We start from the raw sequence: 16,421 nt of genomic DNA, 5'->3' as shown, positions 1-16,421 counted from the left end.
ATGATAAAAAAATTAAAATAATCTTCAGACAGGCTTCACGGTGAGCTTGTCAAGATCCGTTTCATGCTTCGGCAAGGCCGGGAAAGTTCTTTGAAAACAGAAGGCTGTAGACGCTGACTCGAATTAGAGTTCAGGCTCGAAGCAACGACAAGGGAATGGAGCGTATCACGCGGGCAAATGCTTTTGGCATTGACATGCGTAAATAATTTTGAATGTCTGACAGAGGGAGGCCCAACCCAGGTTGGGCCTGATGGGCTTAGTGCTTGGATTTATTCGAGACAATCCGATCAACCCAGGCCATGGCAATGGCGGAGATCAGAAAAACCACATGGATGATGACTTGCCACTGTAAATTATTATAGTCAACCGTTGACGATGCATTGCTGGTAGCCGATCCCATGCTGATAAAGCTTCTCAGTAGATGCACTGAAGAAATTCCGATCAATGCCATGCTGAGTTTGACCTTGAGCACACCCGCATCGACGTGTGACAGCCAGTCGGGGCGATCTGGGTGATTGCTGATCAACTCAAGGCGGGAGACAAAGGTCTCATAGCCGCCGATGATGACCATGATGAGTAGATTGGAAACCATGACTACATCCACCAAGCCCAATACCGTTAGCATTGTCTTGATTTCATTGGCTTGTGAGGCGTCGTGCACAAGGTGCCAAAGTTCAATGAAGAACTGGTAAACGTACACGCCCTGTGCGGCAATCAGGCCGATATATAGCGGTGCCTGCAGCCATCGGCTCCAGAAAATGAACGACTCCATGCTATCGACAAATCGTTTCATGCACTCTCCTGTGTCTGATATGTGGTTTGGACTTTTGATGGTTTGGCATGACTGGTCGTGATGTGCAGGCATGCGCAATGATGCCGATATAACCGGCATTTGGTTGGCAAGTTGCCGGCGTGGCAGAGGGTATCTGAATGCTGTGTCAATTTTCATCATCACCCGGCAGGCGGGCAAGCAGATGCCGAAAATTTTGAAGGAGTGGTTAATAAAGTGTGCAGAAAATCTGCGGATTAACCTAATTTACAATCGTGTTGTTGTGGCAGATTTGCTGGCTTCGGCCATATTGGCGAGCAGACCACCGGCATGTGTGCTGTCAGAGAGGGGGTGTCCGCTCTGCCGTTGCACGGGTGCGGCTAGAAGCAGGATCTCAGCCGGATGACAGAGGCGGTAGCTCTCGGGACTTGCCCGTGAGTACCGCCCCCGAAGCTGGTCGATGCCTGCAATGGCCGTTGACCGGGTAACGGTGAGCCGGCGCTTAGTAGACGCCTAGCAGTTCCACTTCAAAGACCAACACGGCATTCGGTGGAATGACGCCCCCTGCACCACGAGCACCGTAGCCCATTTGTGGCGGAATGGTCAGTTTGCGTGTGCCACCGATGCGCATTCCGGCCACGCCCTCATCCCAGCCTTTGATGACATGGCCGGCGCCGAGCGGAAACTCGAACGGAATGCCGCGATCCTTGCTCGAATCAAACTTCGTGCCATCAGTCAGCCAGCCAGTGTAGTGCACCTTCACTGTCTGGCCTTTGGTGGCCTCGGCCCCTTCACCAACAGTCAGATCTTCAATCAACAGGGTATCAGTCATTGCGAACTCCTAGAGTAAGGCCGCGATGATACGGCACCTCACGGTGACCTTGCTATGCCTGTCCAGGTTTTAGGCGGGCGCCTTGCCTGCAAGGTTTGGTTGTCGCCTGCCCATCACCTGCTCTGCATGAGGTTGCCAACTTTTGATCAGTTCCAGGGCTTGTACTGGCTATATCTAATTTAAGCAGCACCTGTACTTGGTGGTGGCATGTCGTTGAGCTCATGGATGGGCGCTGTTGGGAATACATGGAGGTCATGATTCATGCTGATTAATTGCGCGGCTTATCAAGATGGAAAAAAGCTTGCTGATATTCCGGTGGCGGACATCAGCGAGCATGTGTGTTTGCCTGACCGGTTTGTCTGGGTGGCGATAAAAGACCCGACGCCTGAAGAAATCGACGTTATGCAGGAAGAATTCAGTTTGCACGATCTGGCGATAGAGGATGCGCGGCATGGTCACCAACGACCGAAGCTGGAAGAGTACGGGCAGACCTTGTTTTGCGTAGTGCATGTCCTCGAAATGGATAGCCGGGGTGAAATCCAGGTCGGTGAGGTCGATATCTTCGTGGGTCGCAATTTTGTGCTGTCGATGCGCAGTCGCTCGGACATCGGCTTTTTGAATGTGCGGGAGCGGTGCGAGAACGAACCACACTTGTTGCGACATGGTGCCGGTTTTGTTCTGTACGCACTGATTGATGCGGTGGTTGATCGCTATTTCGACATCGTTCATCGCTTGGAAGGCGAGTTGGAAGCACTGGAGGAGCAGATTTTTGTCGATCGCAGTTCACAGCGCCGCAATATTGAGCAGTTGTACGCCCTCAAACGCAAATTGGTGGCCGTCCAGCATGCGGCGGTCCCGCTGCTTGAGGCGATTTCCCATATGTACGGCGGCAGGGTGCCCGGCGTGTGTGCCGGGATGCAGGAATATTTTCGCGATGTTTACGACCACCTGGAGCGCATCGTGAAGATCGTCGAAACGGTACGCGACATGCTGGCGACAGCGATTCAGGTCAATCTGGCACTCATCTCACTCGATGAATCAGCCGTCAGCAAAAAATTTGCCGGATATGGCGCGCTGTTTGCGGTGCCAACCATGATCGCCGGCATTTATGGCATGAATTTCGAACACATGCCCGAGTTGAAATCGCTCTACGGTTATCCGGTGGCGTTGGGGGCAATGGTGGTGCTGGATCTCTTCCTGCTATGGCGATTTACCAAGGCGGGCTGGCTATAACGCTATAACAGATTTCGGGCTGTGCAAATTTACCAAAGGTGGGTGGGATAGCTTTCTCATCACTCGTTACCAAGCAAGCAATGGCCATCAAAGTAGGCCAATCAGACAAAGGGCAGGTTCAATGGAATCGACACGCACCACACAAAGCTATGGTTCGCACCAACCGGATGACTTCTGCGCTGGAAGTCAGCGTCAGCAAAGGCCCTGACGGCAAGGTTTATGTTGCGTTCAAAGGCACTGATGGCAAGCGGCCTGGCACCTGTGCAGCGGACGCGTTGGGGGCGTTTGGTGTCGCAGATAGCTCATTCCGCATGGCGCGAGATCTGGTCAAAGAGATGGTAGCCATGCATGGCGCTGACAATGTGCATGTGGTGGGCCATTCATTGGGCGGTACGCTGGCCCAGTTTGCCGGGATCAAGGCCGGTGTGCCGGTGACTTGCTTCAACTCCATGGGTTTGCCAGGGCACCTGTGCGATAAGTTGATCGACTTGCGGGAGCTGGGGTCTGGCCAGAGCAAACTCAAGCAAGCGCATGTTGAGCATATCAACTCGGAAGGAGATGCTCTTAGCCAGAAACTCCAGACGCGCTATTTGCCGTTTGGCCTGACTCAGGTGGGAGAGCGCTACAAAGTGGAGGGCGCTAGTGGCCATAGCATCAACGCCAAGAACGGCTTGCTTTCCGAGCTGAATAAGCTAGCACCCGATCAAGCCTGAAACTAAACCGGAGTCACATGGGGAAACTGGTCTATGAACGAATTGCAGAGTCAACCTGTGCAGGAAGAGCATCCGCTCAGTCCGTTTTTCTCGGATGAGCCCAGTCGTCTTTTTGCCAGCCTGGTTTGGCAGCGACAGACGGAGCAGGCGCAAGATCTGGTTCAGCGAGGCATACCTTTGAACAAGGTGGACCCTTCAGGTTTTTGCTTTTTGACGTTCTTCATGCACCTGAGGGACATCGAATCGTTCCAGCGCCTGCTTGATTGGGGGGCTAGCCCGGATCTGACTTCGGTGGAGATGGCGGGGATGACGCCTTTGATGTTGTCGGTTGGTATCCCCGAGCCGGAGTTTCTGGAGGCTTGCATTGCTGCCAGGGGGGATGTGAATCGCCTGAATGAAGACGGTGACAGCGCATTGATTCTCGCGGCTGCTGGCGGTAATGAAACGGCTGTGCGGCTATTGCTGGCACATGGTGCGAACGTCAACCAGCAAGGTGCGATGAAAACGACGGCGCTGCATGAGGCTGCCAAGGAAGGTTATCGGTCTATCGTTGATCTGTTGCAAGCGGCGGGCGCAAACGCCGATCTGAAGGATGAGTACGACGAGACGGCGCGCCAGTTACTTGCAGCGTGATCTGCCTGCGACTCGCTGGATCATTCAACAAACAAAACGCCTGGAGCAATCCAGGCGTTTTGTTTTGGGGGAGTGCTTACAAGCCCAGTCTTTGCCAAATGGTGCTGACAGCTCCGGCGCCGTTGAGGGTGTAGAAATGCAAACCCGGTGCGCCGGATGTGAGCAGGCGGTCACACAGGTCGGTCACGACGTCCAGCCCGAGCGACTTGATTGAGGCGGTGTCATCGCCATAGCTCTGCATTTTCAGGCGCAGCCAGCGCGGCACTTCGGCACCACAGCTATCGGAAAACCGGCAGAGCTGAGTAAAGTTATTGATCGGCATGATCCCCGGCACGATAGGAAGGGTCAGGCCCATCGCCTGGCATTCATCAACAAAGGCGAAGTAGGCGTCTGCATTGAAGAAATACTGCGTGATGGCAGAGCTGGCGCCGGCATCCGCTTTGCGCTTGAAGTTCTGCAAATCGTCGTGCGCACTACGGGCTTGGGGGTGAAATTCCGGGTAGGCCGCGATTTCAATGTGAAACCAGTCGCCGTGTTCGGCGCGGATGAATTCAACCAGCTCGTTGGCGTAGCGGAACTCCCCGACCTCCACCATGCCGCTTGGAATATCTCCGCGTAGCGCCACGATGCGGCGAATGCCCAGCTCACGATAGGTACGTAGCAGGTGGGCGATATTGGCGCGGGTCGATCCGATGCAGGAAAGATGCGGCGCTGCCTCGAAACCTTCGCGCTGGATTTCGGCAACGGTGTCGAGGGTGCCTTGCTGGGTGGTTCCTCCCGCGCCAAACGTAACCGAGAAAAAACTGGGCTTCAGCTGGCCGAGTTGTTTGCGGGTATTGCGCAATTTCTCGATGCCGTCGGCAGTTTTGGGGGGGAAGAATTCGAAGCTGAACGTGCGCTGGCTCATGGCATTATCAAGGCAGATGGATGCCTTTGATCTTACCATCGGCGCGTTGGCGGGCTCATGAATTTGTTGAATGGCGTTATGTGTGGCGTTACTGCGGCACGGCCTCGTTGCCATCGCATCGAAGCCGTGCTGATGCCAGGTTTAGCTGCCAATAATGCCGCCATCCAGACGCCGGATGGCTACCGTGCCTGAGCGCGGGCGACCGCCTGCGGCGCCATCTGGCCAGCTTGAAATGGCCTTGGGCTTGGCTGGATCACTCAGCTCATTGGCGGGCTCGCCTGGGTGCTGGATGTTGATGAACATGGTCTTGTGATCTGGCGTAAAGCTGATGCCGGTAATTTCGCAGCCTGCTGGCCCGGTCAGGAAACGACGAATCTCGCCGGTTGCCGGGATTGTCGCCAGCATCATGTTGTGGCCCATGCCCGCATATTCCTTGGTGTTGAGCGTACTGGTGCTGATGTCGGTCTGAATCCACAGAACGCCGTTGTGATCGTGGTACAGGCCATCAGGGCTGCCAAAAGCATCGCCTTTGTAGCCAGCGTTGCGGTGCTCTTCCTTGTCTGTGTCAGGGCGTCCAGCCTTGGCGAAGAGATCCCATTTGAATGTTGTGGCGGCGGGGTCCGCGTCGGCCTCAAGCCAATGCAGGATTTGTCCGAACAGATTGTTTTTACGGGGGTTTGCTGCATCTGGGCCGGCTTTGCCATCTGCGCCACGTTGGCTGTTATTGGTCAAGGTGGCGTAGAGCTCACCCTGGTTGTGCGGGTTGACGGCAATCCACTCGCAACGATCCATTTTGGTTGCCCCAACGACGTCTGCAGCCAGGCGGGTTTTGACCAACAGCTCGCCTTGTGAAGCAAAGCCTTTGTCGGCCGTCAGACCGTTCTTGCCCTGGGTCAGCTCACGCCACTCGCCAGTGCCATCTTCGTTGAACCTGGCCACAAACAGCGTGCCACTGTCGAGCAGGTCTCGGTTGGCTTTGCGATCTTTCGGATTGAATTTACCGGCACTGACAAATTTGTAGATGTATTCAAAGCGTTGGTCATCGCCCATGTAGATCACCAGACGACCATCCTTGGCGACGGCGGGTGTGGCGCCTTCGTGCTTGAAGCGGCCCAGAGCGGTGCGTTTGACGGGCTTGGACTCCGGGTCGTAAGGGTCCACTTCTACAACCCAGCCAAATCGGTTGATTTCATTGCGATGGATCTGGCGGTCCCAGCGCAGATCAATTTCTGCCCACTTGTTCAGCTTCTCTTCGGCCGCGACGCCATAGCGTTTGACGTTGAAGTCGTGGTCGGATGCTTGCGAGTTATCGCAGAACACCAAGTCGAAGTTCTCTTCGCAGGTTAGATAGGTGCCCCAAGGCGTCCAGCCATTGGCGCAGTTCTGCAAGGTGCCCAGCACTTCACGACCTGTCGGGTCGGCAGCGGTTTTTACCAGGTCATGGCCGGCGGCCGGGCCGGATAGCGCAATCGGGGTGTCGGCGGTGATGCGCCGGGCGTAACGGGATGGGCGGACCACGCTCCAGCTGCCATTTTTCTGGCGCTCGATTTCGATGATGGACATCCCGACGGCTGCGATGGCTTTGCGATACTTTGCCTCGGTCATCTTGCCATTGCCGTCAGTGGTCAGCAGACCTGGGTCGGTGTATTCGTGATTCACGCACAGCAGGCCGCGTGTGCTGTCTTCTTTGCCAAACGGCAGGGGGAAGAAGCGCATACCGTCATGATGCATACCTGCCTGCACGGCTTGTTCCTCCGCGGTATTGCTGGCATCGGACTTGAACGCGGGCATATTACCGGCGATCCCGACAGGATCCCCCCAGGCATAAATCACTTCGGCGACATAACCTTGCGGCACGATCACGCGATCTTCTGTCGAGAATGGAACGGACGTAAAGCCCAGTGCCGTGAGCTTCATGGGCATAGGGGGCTTGGCCGTTTTGCTAGCCGCTTCCGCAAGCGAAGACATGCCGCCGAACAATCCGGTCAGGGTTGCGGCTGCCGAGCCGCCTAGTAGCTGCCGACGAGACAACCGGGCTTCAATCAATTGTGAGAATGTCGGATTGGCAGATTCGTTGCTGACGAGCTCGTCTTGCTTGCTGAAGTGCGACATGGGGTAGCCCTGGCGGAGAATTCGAAAGGCGGCCAGCCTAGCGCACGACCGTGAATGGGCCGTTACAGCAAGATTGCGAAAATGTTGCGATGGGGCAGTTTGACTTGATTGATGGACAAAAGGCCCCGCAGGGCCTTTTGTCTTGGATGTGCCAAGGCGGTGGGTTTATCTGACCTGCTTAGTAGCGATAGTGGGCAGGCTTGAACGGGCCGTTCTTATCAACGCCGATATATGCAGCCTGTTCTGGGGTCAGTTCTGTCAGATTGGCGCCGATCTTTTTCAGATGCAGGCGGGCGACCTTCTCATCAAGATGCTTGGGCAGCACATAAACCTTGTTCTGATATTCATTGCCACGCGTGAACAGCTCGATCTGGGCGATGGTCTGGTTGGTGAAGGAATTGGACATCACGAATGAAGGGTGACCCGTCGCGCAGCCCAGATTTACCAGACGGCCTTCGGCCAGCACGATCAGGCGGCGACCATCCGGCAGAATGACGTGGTCAACCTGTGGCTTGATATTCTCCCACTCGTACTGACGCAGGCTGGCAATGTCGATTTCGCTGTCGAAGTGGCCGATATTGCAGATGATCGCGTTGTTCTTCATGCGGATCATGTGCTGATGCGCAATCACATGGTAGTTACCGGTGGCGGTTACGAAGATGTCGGCTTCCGATGCAGCCTGGTCCATGGTCACGACACGGTAGCCTTCCATGGCTGCCTGCAGGGCACAGATCGGATCGATTTCTGTGATCCAGACGGTAGCGCCCAGGCCACGCAAGCTTTGCGCACAACCCTTGCCCACGTCCCCATAGCCAGCGACCACGGCAATCTTGCCTGCAATCATGACGTCGGTAGCACGCTTGATGCCGTCTACCAAGGACTCGCGACAGCCATACAGATTGTCGAACTTGGACTTGGTGACCGAATCATTGACGTTGATGGCAGGGAAAGGCAGACGGCCTTCCTTTTCCATTTGGTACAGGCGGTGTACGCCCGTGGTGGTTTCTTCGGTGACACCGCGGATGGCGGCCAGACGCTTGGAGTACCAGGTCGGATCGGTGTCGAGGTGACGGCTGATCGATGCGTACAGCGCGACTTCTTCCTCATTGGTCGGCTTGGCGATAACGCTACGGTCTTTCTCGGCCTTGCTGCCCAGAATCAATAGCAGGGTGGCATCGCCACCATCATCCAGAATCATGTTGGCGGGTTCGCCCGGCCATTCGAAGATGCGGTGGGTGAATTCCCAGTACTCATCCAGCGACTCACCCTTGAAGGCAAATACCGGGATGCCTGCAGCAGCAATGCCGGCTGCGGCGTGGTCCTGGGTCGAGAAAATATTGCACGAGGCCCAGCGTACTTCCGCGCCCAAGGCGGTCAGGGTTTCAATCAGGACAGCGGTCTGGATGGTCATGTGCAGCGAACCGGCAATGCGCGCGCCTTTTAGCGGCTTGACGACACCGTATTCCTCGCGGGTGGCCATCAGGCCGGGCATTTCGGTTTCTGCGATGCGGATTTCCTTACGGCCCCAGCTGGCGAGGCCGATGTCGGCGACGTGGAAATCACTAAAGTTGTTAGCCACAGCGTTCATGTGCAGTTTCCTATGACGTGCGGCCGGGGGGATGCAGGACTCGCCTCTGGATTCCGCCTGGATGGCGGATATCCGTTGCATCCCGTGTCCGGCACGGGTTGAAGAGGCGAGCGCCGTTATTCTGTGCCGAGCCTGGGGTGTTGCCACCTCGCAGCGCTCCTCGGACTTGCCCGCCAGCCACACAGCTGGCGGGATGATCAATGACTGCTCATTGGCCGTTACGGAACGGCTGGCATCTTTGGAACCCTCTGAGAGGTTCTGCAAGGGGTTCTCAGCGATACCGGATTACGTCAATACAACCATTTCAAAAGTGCGTGTCTTACAAGCCTGCGTCAGCGCGCAATGCTTCGGCCTTATCTGTGGCTTCCCAGCTGAACTCGGGCTCTTCGCGGCCGAAGTGGCCATACGCTGCCGTTTTCGAGTAGATGGGGCGCAGCAGATCGAGCGTTTGTACGATGCCCTTGGGGCGCAGATCGAAATGGCGCTGGATCAGCTCAACAATCTTGTCGTTCGGGATCTTGCCGGTATCCCAGGTGTCAACCATGATCGACACCGGCTTGGCGATACCGATGGCGTAAGCCACTTGCACCTGACATTGACGGGCGATACCAGCCGCGACAATGTTCTTGGCGATATAGCGACCCATATAGGCGGCCGAGCGATCAACCTTGGAAGGATCTTTGCCCGAGAAAGCTCCACCACCATGCGGGCAGGCGCCACCGTACGTATCGACAATGATCTTGCGGCCAGTCAGACCAGAATCACCCTGCGGGCCGCCGATGACAAATCGACCAGTCGGGTTAATGAAATATTTGATGTCGCCTTTGATCAGCTCTGGGGGCAGCACCGGCTTGACGATGTCTTCAATCACCGCTTCCTTCAACACTTCATAGGCGATGTCCGGATGATGCTGGGTGGACAAAACGATGGTGTCGATGGCTACGGGACGGCCCGTGTCGGCGTCGTAACGCAGCGTGACCTGTGACTTGGCATCAGGACGCAGCCAAGGCAGGCGGCCATCCTTGCGCAATTCGCTCTGGCGCTGCACCAGGCGGTGGGCATAGAACAAAGGCGCAGGCATCAGCGTTGGGGTTTCGTCACAGGCGTAACCGAACATCAAGCCCTGGTCGCCGGCACCTTGGTCCAGATCCAGACCTTTACCCTCATCCACGCCTTGGGCGATGTCGGGAGATTGCTTGTCATAGCCGACCAGCACGGCACAACCTTTATAGTCGAAGCCGAGATCCGAGCTGTCGTAGCCGATTTTACGGATCGTATCGCGGGCAACCTGAATGTAATCGACATTGGCGTGAGTGGTGATCTCACCCGCCAGCACACACAGGCCGGTATTGACCAGCGTTTCGGCAGCAACACGAGCATGCTTGTCCTGCGTCAGGATGGCATCAAGGATGGCATCGGAAATCTGATCGGCGACTTTGTCGGGATGGCCTTCAGAGACCGATTCGGAAGTAAACAGGAATTCGCGCATGAGAAATGAGAGTCCTCTTTGGTTTCGTCGGCAGAGCCCGGGTGGAAACGGATACAATCGCCGGTTTCGCCGGGTCTGACAGGATTATTGGATGCCGACCTTCATTTTGAAGCTGTTTGCCCATTTACCACTGCCCTTTATCCACGCGTTGGGTACCCTTTTGGGCTGGATTGCGTACTGGGTGGACGGGACGTACGCCCGTCGTCTTACGGAAAACCTGCGACAAAGCGGACTAGCAGTTGGCGCAGACGATTATAGCCGATTGCGCCGAGCCAGTATTGGCGAGGCTGGGCGCGGGGCTTTGGAAGTGCTGGCGGCTTGGGGCCGTGCGCCAGATCGGGTGGCAGCGTTAGTGAAGAACTGCGATGGTTGGCAGCACGTAGAGGCGGCGCTGGCGGCGCGACGACCCCTGCTGTTCATTACCCCGCATTTAGGTGGATTCGATGTGGCGGGGCGCTACGTGGCGAGTCGTCTGCCGTTTCCGCTGACTGCGATGTACCGGCCGCCCAAGCTATCCTGGCTTGAGCCGCTGATGAATGCCGGCCGGGTTCGCGGCAACGGGCGCACCGCGCCGGCGACTGCGGCGGGGGTGCGGCAATTGCTGAAGACGCTGAAACAGTCAGAAGCAGTGGTGATTCTGCCGGATCAAGTACCGGGTGCCGGGGAAGGCGTTTGGGCGCCTTTTTTTGGCAAGCCAGCATTTACCATGACTTTGCTGCCCAGACTCGCCAAATCGGCGGATGCCTGCGTGCTGTTTTTCTTTGCGGAACGTTTGCCCTGGGGCCGGGGTTATCGTGTCCGCATCTTGCCGATGGTTGGTGAATTCAATGGTGACAGAAGCCATGATGCGGCGTTGCTCAACCACAATCTGGAACACCTGATCCGGCTGGCGCCAGCCCAGTATCTGTGGAGCTACAACCGCTATAAACAGCCCGCCGGGGCTGATCCAGCTCCTGAACAGACCGCTAACCTCTCCTGATTGAATCTCGTATGAAACAATTTGTTGCAGCACTGATGTGGTGCCTGTCCTGGTTGCCCTTTTCCGTTATCAGCCTGATGGGCAAGGCGCTTGGCTGGTTGTTGTACCACCTGGCCGGCGAACGGCGGCGGGTGGGGATGATCAATCTGGGCTTATGCCTGCCGGAGCTGACGGAGTCTGAACGCCAGCAGCTGTTACGTCAGCACTTCCAGCATATGGCGACCATGCTGCTGGAGTATGGCTACTGCTGGTACGCAAGTCCCGAACGTCTGCGCCGCATGGTGCGGCTGGAAGGCGAGGAGCACCTGCGCGCCGTAGCGGGGCGACCAGTGATTCTGTTTGCCGCCCATTTTGTCGGGTTGGAGCTGGCAGGTATCCGCCTGTCGGCAGATTTGCCCATGGTGACCATCTACTCGAAGCAGAAGAACCGTGATCTGGACGCCATCATTGTGGAGAAGCGTGGACGTTTTCCGCAAAGCGAGCTGGCCTCTCGTCAGGATGGGGTACGGCCGTTGGTGAAAGCCATGAAGCGTGGCAAGGCGGCGTATTACCTGCCCGATCAGGATTTCGGCCCTGATGACTCGATTTTTGTGCCGTTTTTTGGGGTTGAGGCGGCGACGGTGCCGGCCTTGCCACGGCTGGCGCGTTTGGCGGGGGCGGCCGTGGTGCCGTGCATGGTACGACGCGAGAATGATGGTTATGTTTTGCGCTGTTATCCCGCTTGGGAGGATTACCCCGGCGAGACGGTGCAGGTCGACACTCGCAGGATGAATGCATTCATTGAAGACCGAATTCGCGAAGCGCCCGCCCAATATTTCTGGTTGCACAAGCGATTTAAAACTCGCCCGGAAGGACAGGCCCGCTATTACTAATATTTGACTAATCTCTCTAAAACTCGCGGTTTTCTCCCTGCTTAAATCAGCCATTAGGGCTATAAACATTGTCTGGCATGCAGACGGCGCTTGAATTGTTGATTGTCTGACAAGTTATTCAAAAAACTTGTAGAAACAGACTTTTCCTTGTCTTGCTGAATGGGCGCCGTTACATTTGCGGTCCGCTTGGGGGAGGGTGGCTTGCTTCTGTTGATATGGATTTACCGTTGCGTCAGCCTGGATAGGGTCCTCGCGAAAGGCAATCTGTAAATTCAAATGGCAACAGCGACAAGGTGGGCCATTACTGCCGGTCTGCTTTTGCAGGGTGCCTACCGGCAAGGTCGCATTGGCATGCGCAAAAAGGGGGGGTTTTAGGTGGGCAAATCTTTTAGGCGTATCAGAAAAGTCATTGCCTGCTTTAAGAAATCCGGGCTGGGCGAAATGCGCCGTATGACCTAAAACAATCATCGTCGGGGACCACCGGCGCAGACGACCGAGTGAAGTTAATAGGGGATGACATGAAATTTCGAAAGTTGATGATCGCTGCTGCGGTGGCTTTGACTGCCACGGCGCATGCTGACGATCTGGTAGTAGGAACAGTGAATCCGATGAGCGGTGTGCTGGCGGATTTGTCGAATGATCTGGTGTCGGGTGTCAAAGCCTGCTTTGAGGCGATCAATGCCAAAGGCGGGGTCAATGGCAACCGGATCCAGCTGGTGGCGCGAGATGGCGGGTATAAGCCTGGCGATGCCGCCAATGTTGTCAAACAGGTGATCGAGCAGGAAAAGCCGATCGCCATGATTGCGATTGCGGGTACTTCAATCAACGAAGCCATTCTTGAGCAGAAACTGCTGACCAGTCACCAGATCCCGTTGATTGGTCCTTTGTCGGGCGGCGCCGCCTTGCGCAAGCCGATCAATCCATACCTCTACAATCTGCGTGCCAGCTACAAGGTTGAGGCGCAGCGGCTGGTCAAGCAGGCGCTGTCTTCCGGCGCAACCAAGGTGGCGGTTTTCTACCAGAATGATGATTTCGGTCAGGATGGCCTGGCGGCAGCCGAAGCCGCAATGGTCAAGGCCGGTCACAAGCTGGCGGCGTCGGGTGGCTACGAGACGGGTAGTGACGACGTGAAAGCGGCTGTCGCGGCCATTCTCAAATCGCAGCCAGATGCGGTGGTGATGTTTTCCGCCAATAAATCGACGGCAGCCTTTATCAAGGCCATGCGCGCTGCTGGCTCGACGGCACAGTTCTACAACGTGTCCACCGTTAACCACAAAGCACTGATCCAGCTTGCCGGGTTGAACAATGTGCAGAATATGGTGATCTCGCAAGTGGTCCCGTCACCGAACAATACGGTGAAGTCGGTAGTACGTGAGTACCGTGAAAACCTGAAGAAGTATGTGCCCACTGCCCAGCCATCGCACAATGGCCTGGAAAGCTATATCGCCGCCAAGGTGCTGGTAGAAGGCCTCAAGCATGCCGGCAACTCTCCGACCCGTTCCAGCCTGCAAAGAGCGCTCGACGGATTGGGGCGTTACAACGCCGGTGGCTTCGAAGTGACATTTGGCCCGAGCGATCGCGAAGGGTCTGATCTGGTCGAGCTGGGGATTGTTGGACCGGATGGCGAGTTGCGGCAGTAAAGAATCAGTAAATTCTAATATTTTGATTGAAATTGAGGAGTGTTGGGCGGATTTGCATGGGCCGTGTGTCTGACGTATGCGACAAAAGGCTGATCAAATTGCTTATTGTGTGACATTCCTAGCGTTTCTTCGGTAATGATGACAAGGGCCTGCTACGATGGTGGGCCCTTTTATTTTTATACGAGGAATTTGAATGCCTGCTTTGCCTCCTGACGCACCTTCACGCCGCAAGGCGCTTCTGATTGGCGGTGGCGCCCCGAATGCCACCTTGATGGCAGGGGCCTTGGTGGCGTTCATACGCCAGGGTGTGGAGTTCGATGTGATCTCGACCTCGGGCGCCGGTGCGCTGATTGGCCTGCTGTATGCCACCCCGAATGGTGGCGACCCGATCAAGGCATTGGAGTCCACGCTGCACATGGGCGTATCCGACTCGATTTATCGGGCCTTTCCGATCAATTACAAGGTATTCCAGAAGCCAGGCATGTTTGCCGATTTGTTCCGGCAGATGCTCTATGGCAATCCGCTGGCTCGACAGATCGTTGATCAGTTTGGCGATAACGCCATGCAGCGGCTGGCTTCCGATTGGATTCAGCTGCTTTGGGCCTCCATGTCGCCTTCCGATCTGAACGCCGACAGCAAGGGCTTATGTGCCCATGTGCCGTTTGCTGAAGAGATCGTTGATTTTCGTCGTCTGCCGGGCATTGGTCCTGAGTTTTATATCAATGCCTACAATATTACTCGTGGCCATATGCAGGTCTGGAATAAGCACGAGATAACGCCAGACCACTTTCGTGCCGCGCTGTCTTTTCCGTTTATCTATCCGCCTTATCAGATTGGTGACGACCTGTTTATCGAGGGCGCTGCCATCGACACCATCAACTTCAAGGCGCTGGTCCGGGACGAGCCGGGTCAGGAAGGCATGCACCGTGACCTTGATACCCTGGTGGTGTTCGACATTCTGGGCACCTACAAGCTGATTTCCGAGCCGCGCAACCTCTACGATGCCTGGGTGCGTTCGATCATTACGCCCCTGGTTGAGATTGCCAAAGACGATGTGCGCATGTTTGAACTGAAGCACAATCTGGATCCGGCCACTGGCGAGGCCAAGCGACGCTTGCTGAAAGTGGACTTGATGGGGGGAATCCCCGAGGCGCACTGGCCCAAGGTGCTCGATTGGTCGGCTTCAAACCTGGAGCTACTCTACAAGGTGGGCTTCAACGCCGGTTTGGCCTTCTGCAAGGAACATGAAAAGGCGCTGGCCATTCGCTACAACGCCAAAGTGGAGCCGATGCCGCTGGCTTGAGCCTACACGCGAAATCTCATGAAGAAAGGTTGCTGTCGATGCTGCGATATCCCCTGACGCAATGCCTGCTGTCTACTGCGCTGCTGTGCGGTTTGGCTGTGCCGGCGCAAGCGGCGAGCTTCAGTTTCACATTCTCGGACCACAGTGGCGAATTTGAAAAACGGGGCTGGTTGAAAACCGACTCACTGTTTCAGCGCAATTTCCGGGCAGCGGGAGCGCGCTGGGGCGCGTTGATTGATAGCAATCAGACGATTCGCGTCAACGTGATGACGGACCAGACCACACCCCGCTTTTCGGCGGGCATTACGGTTGGGCGCAGTCGCCCTCTGGGCCTGCAGACGGTATTCGAGCCAGGTGCCTTGTCGCGCATCCTCAGTGGCAGCAATCCCGGCGGTGAATTTGACGTCACCATCACCATCAATGTGGCGTTCATGGATCAGTGGTACTGGATTGATACACAACCGGAAACACGCAGCCAGCCCGTGGGCCTGAACAAGACGGATCTGGTGTCGATTGTGATGCACGAGCTGGGGCATGGCCTGGGCATTGCTGCGCGTCGCGTGGGTAACACGGCCCCGGCAGGAGGCTATCCCGACAATGCGCGTTCAGTTTATGACCGCAAGACCTGGTTTCAGAGCGGAAGTGAGCTGTCGGAGGCGCCGGTGACAGGGGCGCAGCTGGTGTTTCTCGGTGAAGAGTCGATGATGGTTAATGGCAATGAACCGGTGAAGCTGACCAATCTGCCGCAGAGTGATCCGGGCTCTTCGCAGAACTATTCACACATCGGTGACTGCACGGATGGCACCAATTACCGCGAAACCTTGATGAATGGCTGTAGCGTGCCGACGGATGGCAGCCGTCTGAAAGTCACGCCACTGGACGCGGCGATGGTGGCGGACATGGGCTTCCCGATGCGATCCATCTATTTTGCTGACCGCCGGATGCTGCTGACGGCGGTTCCTCTGCAAAGCGGTAGCAAGCAGATGACAGCGGCCTGGCTCAAGCTGGTGGATGCGCAGAAACTGCTGTTCGAACTGGTGGCGGCAACCGGCACAGACCGACTGTCGGCCGATGCGGTCCCAGTTTCCGGCTCGGCAGACTGGGTGCTGGAGCGGGTTGCGCTCAATGACTCGCTGGAGCATGTCAAAGTTGTGCTATCACCCGTGCCCAATACGTCACCACTGCAGCTGAAAGTGACCTCTCTGACACCGGTAACGGTCGACGAAGGGGTGCAGCATTAGGCGCTATGGCCCCATAGTCTTGGCGGTTTTGGAGACATGCCGGCTTTGCCTCTTGGCTGCCCTCTACATCCGATTTGGTGCCACCGCACACCAAACCTCAATGCAGCCCA

Annotated in this window: 15 protein-coding genes and 1 riboswitch; of the genes, 8 read left to right on the top strand and 7 right to left on the bottom strand. The window is 56.3% G+C overall.

Annotated features, from left to right (window positions below; translation table 11 throughout):
• Nucleotides 1-256 precede the first annotated feature (256 nt).
• Together PZA18_RS02670 and PZA18_RS02665 are read right to left on the bottom strand one after the other, a co-directional pair.
• Nucleotides 257-793, bottom strand: coding sequence for a TIGR00645 family protein (locus PZA18_RS02670; protein WP_284099239.1), 537 nt, complete (start codon nt 791-793; stop codon nt 257-259).
• Between the two features lie 478 nt (nt 794-1,271).
• Complete coding sequence (locus PZA18_RS02665) at nt 1,272-1,601, bottom strand: FKBP-type peptidyl-prolyl cis-trans isomerase (RefSeq protein WP_284099238.1); 330 nt, start codon at nt 1,599-1,601, stop codon at nt 1,272-1,274.
• Nucleotides 1,602-1,862: 261 nt separating this feature from the next.
• Here PZA18_RS02665 and corA point away from each other — a divergent pair, with 261 nt between their 5' ends.
• The 3 genes from corA to PZA18_RS02650 all read left to right on the top strand — a co-directional run bounded on the left by corA (nt 1,863) and on the right by PZA18_RS02650 (nt 4,180).
• The gene (gene corA, locus PZA18_RS02660) at nt 1,863-2,834 is read left to right on the top strand and encodes a magnesium/cobalt transporter CorA (protein WP_284099237.1); all 972 of its coding nucleotides are present in this window, start codon (nt 1,863-1,865) and stop codon (nt 2,832-2,834) included.
• Between the two features lie 80 nt (nt 2,835-2,914).
• Nucleotides 2,915-3,547, top strand: a complete 633-nt coding sequence (locus PZA18_RS02655; RefSeq protein WP_284099236.1) for a lipase family protein — start codon at nt 2,915-2,917, stop codon at nt 3,545-3,547.
• Between the two features lie 33 nt (nt 3,548-3,580).
• Nucleotides 3,581-4,180, top strand: a complete 600-nt coding sequence (locus tag PZA18_RS02650; RefSeq protein ID WP_284099235.1) for an ankyrin repeat domain-containing protein — start codon at nt 3,581-3,583, stop codon at nt 4,178-4,180.
• 76 nt (nt 4,181-4,256) lie between these two features.
• On the opposite strand, the gene metF is transcribed toward PZA18_RS02650, so the two are convergent.
• The 4 genes from metF to metK form a co-directional block, all read right to left on the bottom strand.
• Nucleotides 4,257-5,087, bottom strand: coding sequence for a methylenetetrahydrofolate reductase [NAD(P)H] (gene metF, locus PZA18_RS02645; RefSeq protein ID WP_284099234.1), 831 nt, complete (start codon nt 5,085-5,087; stop codon nt 4,257-4,259).
• A 141-nt stretch (nt 5,088-5,228) separates the two neighbouring features.
• A complete protein-coding gene (locus tag PZA18_RS02640; RefSeq protein WP_284099233.1) occupies nt 5,229-7,199 on the bottom strand; it encodes a PhoX family protein in 1,971 nt (656 codons plus the stop codon).
• 178 nt (nt 7,200-7,377) lie between these two features.
• On the bottom strand, nt 7,378-8,787 hold the full coding sequence (gene ahcY / locus PZA18_RS02635; RefSeq protein ID WP_284099232.1) for an adenosylhomocysteinase: 1,410 nt from the start codon (nt 8,785-8,787) through the stop codon (nt 7,378-7,380).
• 101 nt (nt 8,788-8,888) lie between these two features.
• Nucleotides 8,889-8,955, bottom strand: a riboswitch (S-adenosyl-L-homocysteine riboswitch).
• Between the two features lie 151 nt (nt 8,956-9,106).
• A complete protein-coding gene (gene metK, locus PZA18_RS02630; RefSeq protein ID WP_284099231.1) occupies nt 9,107-10,276 on the bottom strand; it encodes a methionine adenosyltransferase in 1,170 nt (389 codons plus the stop codon).
• 91 nt (nt 10,277-10,367) lie between these two features.
• On the opposite strand from metK, the gene PZA18_RS02625 reads away from it, so the two are divergent.
• Together PZA18_RS02625 and PZA18_RS02620 are read left to right on the top strand one after the other, a co-directional pair.
• On the top strand, nt 10,368-11,255 hold the full coding sequence (locus PZA18_RS02625) for a lysophospholipid acyltransferase family protein (RefSeq protein ID WP_284099230.1): 888 nt from the start codon (nt 10,368-10,370) through the stop codon (nt 11,253-11,255).
• 11 nt (nt 11,256-11,266) lie between these two features.
• Nucleotides 11,267-12,127 (top strand): LpxL/LpxP family acyltransferase, encoded by an 861-nt coding sequence (locus tag PZA18_RS02620; RefSeq protein ID WP_284099229.1) that lies wholly within the window; start codon nt 11,267-11,269, stop codon nt 12,125-12,127.
• A 114-nt stretch (nt 12,128-12,241) separates the two neighbouring features.
• Here PZA18_RS02620 and PZA18_RS02615 read toward each other — a convergent pair whose 3' ends face one another.
• Nucleotides 12,242-12,595, bottom strand: coding sequence for a hypothetical protein (locus PZA18_RS02615; RefSeq protein WP_284099228.1), 354 nt, complete (start codon nt 12,593-12,595; stop codon nt 12,242-12,244).
• 50 nt (nt 12,596-12,645) lie between these two features.
• Here PZA18_RS02615 and PZA18_RS02610 point away from each other — a divergent pair, with 50 nt between their 5' ends.
• The 3 genes from PZA18_RS02610 to PZA18_RS02600 all read left to right on the top strand — a co-directional run bounded on the left by PZA18_RS02610 (nt 12,646) and on the right by PZA18_RS02600 (nt 16,311).
• Nucleotides 12,646-13,767, top strand: coding sequence for an ABC transporter substrate-binding protein (locus tag PZA18_RS02610; protein ID WP_284099227.1), 1,122 nt, complete (start codon nt 12,646-12,648; stop codon nt 13,765-13,767).
• Between the two features lie 193 nt (nt 13,768-13,960).
• Nucleotides 13,961-15,070 (top strand): patatin-like phospholipase family protein, encoded by a 1,110-nt coding sequence (locus tag PZA18_RS02605; protein ID WP_284099226.1) that lies wholly within the window; start codon nt 13,961-13,963, stop codon nt 15,068-15,070.
• 38 nt (nt 15,071-15,108) lie between these two features.
• On the top strand, nt 15,109-16,311 hold the full coding sequence (locus PZA18_RS02600; protein ID WP_284099225.1) for a hypothetical protein: 1,203 nt from the start codon (nt 15,109-15,111) through the stop codon (nt 16,309-16,311).
• Nucleotides 16,312-16,421: the final 110 nt, after the last annotated feature.

Origin of the sequence: Parachitinimonas caeni (genome assembly GCF_030129945.1) — a bacterium.
Lineage (GTDB): Bacteria > Pseudomonadota > Gammaproteobacteria > Burkholderiales > Chitinimonadaceae > Parachitinimonas > Parachitinimonas caeni.
The sequence above is the reverse complement of the archived record's forward strand: the minus strand, read 5'-3'. Positions and strand labels throughout refer to the sequence as shown.

Bases quoted from the DNA above. Each gene is read 5' to 3' on its own strand.
- PZA18_RS02670 (WP_284099239.1), bottom strand. From the start codon at position 793: ATGAAACGATTTGTCGATAGCATGGAGTCGTTCATTTTCTGGAGCCGA.
- corA (WP_284099237.1), top strand. From the start codon at position 1,863: ATGCTGATTAATTGCGCGGCTTATCAAGATGGAAAAAAGCTTGCTGAT.
- PZA18_RS02620 (WP_284099229.1), top strand. From the start codon at position 11,267: ATGAAACAATTTGTTGCAGCACTGATGTGGTGCCTGTCCTGGTTGCCC.
- metK (WP_284099231.1), bottom strand. From the start codon at position 10,276: ATGCGCGAATTCCTGTTTACTTCCGAATCGGTCTCTGAAGGCCATCCC.
- PZA18_RS02615 (WP_284099228.1), bottom strand. From the start codon at position 12,595: ATGATTGTTTTAGGTCATACGGCGCATTTCGCCCAGCCCGGATTTCTT.
- PZA18_RS02625 (WP_284099230.1), top strand. From the start codon at position 10,368: ATGCCGACCTTCATTTTGAAGCTGTTTGCCCATTTACCACTGCCCTTT.
- PZA18_RS02600 (WP_284099225.1), top strand. From the start codon at position 15,109: ATGCTGCGATATCCCCTGACGCAATGCCTGCTGTCTACTGCGCTGCTG.
- PZA18_RS02650 (WP_284099235.1), top strand. From the start codon at position 3,581: ATGAACGAATTGCAGAGTCAACCTGTGCAGGAAGAGCATCCGCTCAGT.
- PZA18_RS02665 (WP_284099238.1), bottom strand. From the start codon at position 1,601: ATGACTGATACCCTGTTGATTGAAGATCTGACTGTTGGTGAAGGGGCC.
- PZA18_RS02605 (WP_284099226.1), top strand. From the start codon at position 13,961: ATGCCTGCTTTGCCTCCTGACGCACCTTCACGCCGCAAGGCGCTTCTG.
- PZA18_RS02640 (WP_284099233.1), bottom strand. From the start codon at position 7,199: ATGTCGCACTTCAGCAAGCAAGACGAGCTCGTCAGCAACGAATCTGCC.
- metF (WP_284099234.1), bottom strand. From the start codon at position 5,087: ATGAGCCAGCGCACGTTCAGCTTCGAATTCTTCCCCCCCAAAACTGCC.
- ahcY (WP_284099232.1), bottom strand. From the start codon at position 8,787: ATGAACGCTGTGGCTAACAACTTTAGTGATTTCCACGTCGCCGACATC.
- PZA18_RS02655 (WP_284099236.1), top strand. From the start codon at position 2,915: ATGGCCATCAAAGTAGGCCAATCAGACAAAGGGCAGGTTCAATGGAAT.
- PZA18_RS02610 (WP_284099227.1), top strand. From the start codon at position 12,646: ATGAAATTTCGAAAGTTGATGATCGCTGCTGCGGTGGCTTTGACTGCC.